Below are 7,755 nucleotides of genomic sequence, written 5' to 3'. Positions count from 1 at the left end.
TCAGTGACAGGCCCGTGCGGCCGCCCGCCCCCTCCGTGGCGTACTAGAGGGTGCCGGTGATGGCGGTGCCGGTGTGGTCGCCGTTCACGCCCTGGAGGTCCAGGGCCTGGGGGGCGGTCCAGTTGCCGTCCGCGAGGCGGGTGGTGGTCAGGACGCGGTTGTCGCCGGTGGTGATGGCGAACTGGGCGCCGGTGTCGACCGGGGCGGCGCTGACCGAGGTGGCGGTGACCTGTCCGATGACGCTGCTGACGGAGCCGAAGGGCTGCCAGGTGGCGTTGGCGTAGCGGATGGTGTGGAGCTGGGCGCCGGTGTCGGTGACGACGACGAGGTTCATGTCGTCGCCCTGGCGGGCCATCGCGAGCGAGGTGACCGGGGCGGTGGCGCCGGCGGCTCCGGCGACCGCGCCCCAGGCGCTCCAGCTGCCGGTGGAGCCGGAGCGGATGGTGTGGTAGACCTGCCCGCCCGCGACTGCGGCGACCTGGAGGTCCCCGCCGACTCCCGCCGTGGCGAGGGTGGTGACGCCGCTCAGGGGCCCGGCGGCCTCGAAGACCTTGCCGAAGCCGGTCCAGTACCCGCCGCTGGTGCGGACGCTGTGGAAGAGCTGGCCGTCGGCGAGGACGACGACCTCCAGGTTGGCGCCGGTGGAGGCGATGGCGACCTGGGTGATGTTGCCGAGGTCGCCGACGTTGGTGTTGAGGTCGCCGAAACCGGCCCAGGTGCCGTCGAGGTGGCGGATGGTGTGGTGCAGGTGGCCGTCGCCGCCGAGGGCGACGACATGGGTGTCGCCGTTGATGCCGGCGGTGGCGACGGCGCGCACGCCGCCGATGTCCCCGGCCTTGGCCTGGACGTCCTCGAACGGGGTCCAGGAGCCGTCGTAGAGGCGGGCGGCCTGGAAGAGGCCGGTGCCGCCCTTGACCAGGGCCTGGGTCTTCCAGCCGACCGAGGTACCGCGCACCTGCTGGACCCAGGCGGTGAGGTCGTCGACGCGGGTGTTGGTGGTGCCGGTGCGGGTCTCGGTGCTGCCGAAGCAGCCGCCCTGCCAGGAGCGGGAGGCGATGGCGGCGAGTTCGGTCTTGCCGTTGACCTCGCGGACGGCGGGGGCGCCGGTGTCGCCCTTGCAGATCGAGGCGCCGTTGGTGCCGGTGGTGCTGACGGCGTTCGCGGTGACGGCGCCGACGTTGAAGACGCCGCTGTGGAGCTTGAGGGGCACCCACTCGGTCTTGGTGCGGCCGTAGGCGGGCACCCGCAGGTTCTCGCCGGCGGTGGGCGCGGTGGTGGCGAGGGTGAGCGGGGTGATGCCATCGACGGGTGTGGCGAGGCGGGCCATCACGAGGTCGCGGTCCTGGCGGGGGACCAGCTCGACGATGTCGGTGGTGGCGCCGGTGGTGGTGGTCAGGTCGGCGCGGCCGACGGTGGCGGTGGTCTTCCACTTCGGTGCGCCGGCGGTCAGGGCCTGGGGCTGGGCGGGGTCGTCGGCGAAGCAGCTGGCGGCGGTGATGATCCAGTTGCGGTCGACGAGTGCGCCGGTGCAGGCGCGGACGTTGTCGCCGATGGCGAGCTTGGCGGTGTAGGCGTGGGCGCCGTCCGCCGCGGGGTCGCCGACGACGGCGCCGGCGGGCGCGGCGGAGAAGGTGGCCAGCGCGCCGACTGTCAGGGTCGCGGCCAGCGCGCCCGTCACCCGGACGCGGGCAGAGGTCTTGGAAAGCATGGGGTGGGTTGTCCTCGGTCTTGAAGGTGGACGTATGCGTCGACTCGGTGGTCAGCCGGTGACGTGCAGTTCGACGACGGTGGTCGGAGCCTGGCCGAGCCCCTCGCCGACGCCCGCGAAGCCGTCCTTGGGAACGTCCAGGGTCTGGGTCGATCCGCCGGCGGTGAGGCCGGCCTGTACGGAGCGCCCCGAGGTCTGGACGGCGAAGACGTCGACCAGCTCCAGGGTCAGGAAGCCGGTCGTGGTGGTGGCCGTGAAGCACACCTTGTTGTCCTTGTTGCCAGGTGCTCGGGTCCAGATCTGGATCTGCGTCGCGCCGGCGCAGTCGGCGAGAAGGATGTGGCCATCCCCACGCATGATCTTTAGGCCGGTCAGCGTGGAGCCGCCTGGGTAGGAGAAGTCCTCGACGGCCGACGGCGGGAGGGTGCCGTCAGCGGGTGGTGGTGCCGTGTCGGCGGCGGCGAACGCGCTCAGGCCGAACACGCCTGCGGCGGCGGTGGCGGCGATGACGGCCGCCCAACCGCGGACGCGGTGTTTCATGGGAGCCCCCCGGATCGATGGTGTCGGGTACCGAGTGGCCGGCCGGCGACCGGCCCGGTGACGGATCAGCCGGTGATGCGCAACTCGACGAGCATGGTCGGCTTCTGCCCGAGCGCCACACCGACAGTGGCGGCCCCGCCCTTGGCGACGTCCACGGTCTGGGCGACGCCCTCGGCGGTCAGGTTGGCGCGCACGGCCCGCTCGTTGCTGGTCTGGATCATGAAGGTCTGCGGCAGTTCGAGCGAGAGGTAGCCGCTCGAACCGGTGACGCGGAAGCAGACGCCGGGGCCGCCGCTGGGGCTGGTCGCGGCGGTGCTCCACAGCTGGATCTGGGTGGCCGTGTTGCAGTCGGCCAGCACGATGTGACCGTCACCGCGGATGAGCTTCAGCTGGGGGAGGGGCGAGACGCCGGGGTAGGCGAAGTCCTCCACCGCCGGCGGCGGGGTGGCGGTGTCGCCGCCGGGAGCGGTGTCGGCGGAGGCCAGTGCGGTGGCGCCGAAGGTGGTGGCGGCCGCGAGGGAGCCGGCGACCAGCCAGCGGGATATGTTGCTCTTCATCTCGATTTCCCTTCAGGTGGGTTGACTTCACCCGGGGGAACGGTCGACGTCCAACTACTCGACGGTCGGCATCGTTGATCCGACACGCACGAGACAGATGGAATGGCGGCGGTGGCGCGCCATTCCCGGCCCCCGATGGCTTTGGCGGATCGCAGTCTATGGCATGCTCAACCGCTCTTCTCGGTTGTGGCTGGATCAAGTAGAGCCGCAGGTCAGATTGGGTGGTCGCCGATCCGATGGGGCGATGGATTAACTGCCTTTTGTCTGGATTTGCCATCTGCTCGATCAAGTAGAACCTCCGTGCATCGCGCTGACAGGTCGCCATTTCGGTCGTTCGGACATATCCCTGTGGATATGCTCCACCCCAGTCGAATCTCGGCTGTCGGATCGTGGAGGGGTCTCTGGTGGGTGGAATAGTTGTCCGGTCAAGGCGGCGAAGGCGGGGCGGGCAGTCGATATCCGCCGTGGTCAGCCTGCGCGTGCTGCCCTTGGCGCTCGCGGCCGGTCTGTTGGGGGCCGCGCCGGCCATGGCCGCGGACGCGCCGGGTGGCACGACCGCCGTCGTATCGACGGACCGTGCCAATGTGGTTGCGTTCTGGCAGGAGGGTGGTCCGGCGGTCAAGGCCGCGGCCGAGGCCGCGCTGACCGGCTCGGACGCGGACGTGCGCAAGTTCCTGGACAGCGAGCACGTCCTAGCCCAGGTGCAGGACGACCAGGTCAGTGCCGCGCAGATCCTCGCCTTGGGTGGAGCCGGGGTGCGAGAGGCGGCGCGTGAGGCGCTTGCAGGTACCCCCAAGGAGCTACAGGACTTCCTGGACGGTGGCTATCAGGAGGCGCTGAAGAGCGACCAGCAGGTCAAGGCCGCCTCGCTGATCAACGGCGCGGGCGCCGGTGTGCAGGCGGCCGCGAGGGCCGCCCTCAACGGCACTCCGGACGATGTCCAGGTGTTCCTGAACGAAGGTCAGTACACCGCACGGGACGCCGACGACCGGGTGAAGCTGGTCCAGATCCTCTCCACGGGTGGGCCGAACACCCAGGCCGCCGCGAGGCTGGCGCTCAACGGGACCATCGACGACGTCCGTGAGTTCCTCGAGGTCGGCCAGCACGTGGCCAAGGCTCGTGACGTGGAGCACACGAGCGTCGAGCAGCTGACCCAGCAGGCCAAGGAGGCGTCAGCGCAGGCCGTCCGCGAGACGGAGGGCGCCAAGGAGTCCGCGGCACAGGCGATCGCGGCCTCGCAACTGGCCAAGGAGTCGGCGGCGAAGGCCGCCGCCGAGACCGAGGCCGCGCACAACGACACGGTCGCCGCGACCGCCGCCGCCGGACGGGCGGCGGACGCCGCCAACCGGGCGACCGACGCGGCGCAGACCGCGGTGAAGGCCGCCCGCTCCGCCACCAACTCGGCCCGCACGGCGGCCAGTGCGGCCAGCCAGGCCGCTTACGCCGCGGCGGGCGCGGCCCGGGCCGCGACCGCCGCCCGCAACGCGGCGGCGGGAGCCGCCTCTGACCGTGGCAAGGCCGACGCGGCCACGGCGGCCGCCACGGCGGCCGAGACCGCTGCCAAGGCCGCGGACCTGGCCTCGGGGTCGCTGACCCAGGCCACGGCCGCCGCGAGCGCGAGCGCCGAGGTGGCCGAGTCGGCCCTGAGTGCCAGCGGGAATGCCATGGCCGCCGCCACCGCGGCCGGACAGGCCGGTGGCTACGCCGGCGTGGCCGGTTCCCAGTCGGCGCGTGCCAAGGCCGCGGCAGCCGCGACCCAGCGTCAGGCCCAGGAAGCCTCCAGGGCGGCGAGCGCCGCCAAGTCCCTGGCCGGCGAGGCCGCGAAGGCGACCGCCCAGGCGAAGGTGCTCGCGGACTCCGCCGCCGCACACGCCCACAACGCGGCGGTCGCCGCCTACGACGCCGCCCAGCACGCCGGGGAGGCCGCACAGGCCGCCGACCGGTCCAAGGCGCACGCCGACGCGGCGGTCGCCGCCGCGCAGACCGCCAAGGACGGCGTCGACGAGGCCAATCGGGTCCACGACCTCGCCCAGCGGGCAGAGGCCGAGGACCTCGCGTCGCAGACCGCCACCGATGTCGAACGGGTCAGGTCCGCCAAGGCTGCCTACGACGACAAGCAGGCCTCGATCGGCGAGGGCGTTCAGCAGCTGCGCCGAACCAAGGACGAGGCCACCCGCCTCGCCACCGCGCTGGCACAGGCGAACCCCGACACCGCGGCAATCGTCACCGACGGGCGCAAGCTCGCCGTCCTGTCGATGAAGATCGCCGGTCCCTGGGAGGTCACAGGGGCCCGCACGGCGCTTGCCGGTACCGACCAGGACGTGCTCGACTTCGTCCGTGACGGTCGCCGCCGGGCGATCGAGATGGACGACCGGGAGCGCGTCCAGAACCTCGCCACCACCTCAGACCTTCCGGCGGTGCGCGCTGCGGCGGCGAACGCCCTGCAGGGAGACACCGGCGCTGTCACCGCCTTCCTGAGTACCGGTCAGTACCAGGCCGCGACAGCGGACTTCCAGGTCAGTGTGGCCAAGTTCGTCAGCACTGGCGGACCCAGTGTCCAGGCCGCCGGCCGTGCCGCGCTAAACGGCAACGTCGACGCGCTGCGTGACTTCCTCGCCAGCGGCCGCTACCTGGCCCAGCTCGCCGACGACCAGGTCGTCGCGGCAGGGCTTCGTCAGTCCGGTGGTCCCGAGGTCAAGGCCGCGGCGCAGATCGCGCTCGAGGGTCCGCCGGAGGTACTCCGGGCCTTCATCGAAACCGGGCAGTACATCACCGCTCGCAAGGACGCGCTCGCCGCGACTCACGCGGCCGAGATCCAGCGGATGATCTCCGAGGCATCGGCGGTCACCGCCTACGCTCAGCAGAGCGCCGCCGAGGCTGTCCAGGCCGCGGCCCTCGCCAGGAACGCCACCGGCGAGGCCAACGCCGCGTCCGCCCAAGCCGCTGCGTCTGCCAGTGCCGCTGCGGGTTACGCCGCCGAGGCGAAGAACAAGGCCGACGCGGCCGCCGCGAGCGCGAAAAAGGCCGCAGACGCGGCGAAGACCGCCGCCTCCGCCGAGGCTTCGGCTCGTCACTCGGCGGCTTCCGCGGCCTACTCGGCCCAGCAGGCCCAGCGCTCGGCCGCCAATGCGAGCTTGTCTGCGCGGGATGCATACGCCTCCGCCGCCCGGGCGAAGGCCGACGCCGAGGCCGCCGGTCAGGACACGGCGGTCGCCGCGCAGGCCGCGCGCAACGCCATGGACACGTACAAGACCAAGTACGTCGCCGAGCAGGAGGCCGCCCGCGTGGCCGCGGCCCAGGCCGCCAGTGACGCCGCCGCCAAGCAGCAGGCCGAGCAGGACAAGAAGTCGGCGACCGACACGCTGGAGGCCGAACTCCGCAAGGAGGCCGCTCAGCACAAGTCGGGCTGGCTGGACACGGTCCTGAACGTCAGCCATGGTGTCCTGGACCTCATCGGTGGCGTCGGGGGCGTCTTCGCGCCGGGCATCGCGGACATCGCGGACCTGATCAACTGCGGGATCTACGCCCTGCAGAAGGACGTCGAGAACGCGATCCTGTCCTGCGTCGGGGCCATCCCGCTCGCCGGGGACGCGGCCGCCGTGGCCAAGCTCGCCAAGTGGGCCGAGAAGGTCCCCGGCGGCAAGAAGGTCATGGAGTTCTTGGACAAGCTGTTCTCCAAGCTCCCCGGAAGTTGCCGCATCGGCAAGAACAGCTTCCCAGCCGGTACCCGCGTGCTGATGGCGGACGGTTCTGCCAAGCCGATCGAGCAGGTCCGGGTCGGCGACCAGGTCCTGTCGGGCGACCCCGCGAGTGGACAGACCGGCGCCCGCCGAGTGGACGCGACGATCTACACCCCCGATGACCGTGACTTCACGGACCTGGTGGTGCTGACGGGGGAGAAGGCTGGCACGCTGACCGCGACCGACCACCACCCCTTCTGGTCCGAGAACCGTCAGAACTGGGTGGACGCCGCCGATCTCCGGGCCGGCGACCTGGTGCTAACGGCTTCCGGTGCGACTGCCACGATCTCGGGCGTCCGCCACTGGACCACCTTGCAGCCCGCCTACAACCTCTCGGTCAGCGATCTCCACACGTACTATGCGATCGCCGGTACTGTGCCGGTACTGGTGCACAATACGGGATTGTGCACCGAGAAGATCGATGACGCCTTCTACAATCCCAGCGGGAGGTCCTCTCAGGATCAGTTTGAATACCACTGGGACAAGCATGGGAAGGCGCGTGGCGTCACGCATGAGCAGTACCTCAAGGATGCGAAAGACTGGGCTGCGGGCATTGCCCAGCCAGGAGGGAAGAGGGGACTCAACGCCAGTTTGGAAACTCTGGCGGACGGGTCGCGCGGGATCAAGTACGTGGACCCCCAGACGGGTAAGGGTGGGATCGTCGGCCCTGACGGCAAGGCCGTAACCTTCTGGTATGGCGCCGACTAGCGAGAGGATGGGTCGTTGTCGGATTTTATGGAGGACTACGCTCTCTGGCGGCACTTGTCGTTCCCCAGTCTCCGCCGCGGCGAGAATCTGTTGCGCGCAGGCGAGAATCTGGCACTCATCCATGGCGACCTGGCCCTCGCTGATGAGCATGTGACCCAGGTGATCCTTTTTGTCGAAGAGGGGATATTCAAGCCGGCCCGGGGAGACGTCATGGGGTTGCTTGAAGAGATCATCTCTCGCCTGGAACGATTTGGTGAAGGTGCGACCGTGGGAGAGCGGGAAGTTGTTGACGCCCACTATCGGTATGCGGTTCTGCTGCATCAAATTTATGGTGAATACCTACGCGTAGGGACTCCGTAGGCCGTCACCTGATCGACTGGGAGTAGTGAAGGGCGGGGGGCGCACCGGGGGGGGCGCCGGGCCAAAAGAATGGGCAGATGGAGAGGTGGAGCGGGGAGTTAGAAAAAAAAAAAAAAAACCCACCAAAAAACACAACCAAGAG

Annotated in this window: 5 protein-coding genes; 2 read left to right on the top strand and 3 right to left on the bottom strand. The window is 70.3% G+C overall.

Features of this window, described 5'->3' with window-relative positions; translation table 11 throughout:
* Positions 1–43: 43 nt before the first annotated feature.
* From ACFWA9_RS37000 to ACFWA9_RS36990, 3 genes are all read right to left on the bottom strand, one after another.
* Positions 44–1,708 (bottom strand): trypsin-like serine protease, encoded by a 1,665-nt coding sequence (locus ACFWA9_RS37000; RefSeq protein ID WP_380393585.1) that lies wholly within the window; start codon positions 1,706–1,708, stop codon positions 44–46.
* 51 nt (positions 1,709–1,759) lie between these two features.
* On the bottom strand, positions 1,760–2,248 hold the full coding sequence (locus ACFWA9_RS36995) for a hypothetical protein (protein WP_380393582.1): 489 nt from the start codon (positions 2,246–2,248) through the stop codon (positions 1,760–1,762).
* A 65-nt stretch (positions 2,249–2,313) separates the two neighbouring features.
* The gene (locus ACFWA9_RS36990; RefSeq protein ID WP_380393579.1) at positions 2,314–2,805 is read right to left on the bottom strand and encodes a hypothetical protein; all 492 of its coding nucleotides are present in this window, start codon (positions 2,803–2,805) and stop codon (positions 2,314–2,316) included.
* A 464-nt stretch (positions 2,806–3,269) separates the two neighbouring features.
* Between ACFWA9_RS36990 and ACFWA9_RS36985 the strand changes: the two genes are divergently transcribed.
* The gene (locus ACFWA9_RS36985) at positions 3,270–7,253 is read left to right on the top strand and encodes a polymorphic toxin-type HINT domain-containing protein (protein ID WP_380393576.1); all 3,984 of its coding nucleotides are present in this window, start codon (positions 3,270–3,272) and stop codon (positions 7,251–7,253) included.
* Positions 7,254–7,268: 15 nt separating this feature from the next.
* On the top strand, positions 7,269–7,613 hold the full coding sequence (locus tag ACFWA9_RS36980) for a hypothetical protein (RefSeq protein ID WP_380393573.1): 345 nt from the start codon (positions 7,269–7,271) through the stop codon (positions 7,611–7,613).
* Positions 7,614–7,755: the final 142 nt, after the last annotated feature.

The organism is Kitasatospora sp. NPDC059973, from assembly GCF_042737525.1.
Lineage (GTDB): Bacteria > Actinomycetota > Actinomycetes > Streptomycetales > Streptomycetaceae > Kitasatospora.
Note: the sequence above shows the minus strand (reverse complement) of the source record. Positions and strands in the feature narration are given on the sequence as shown.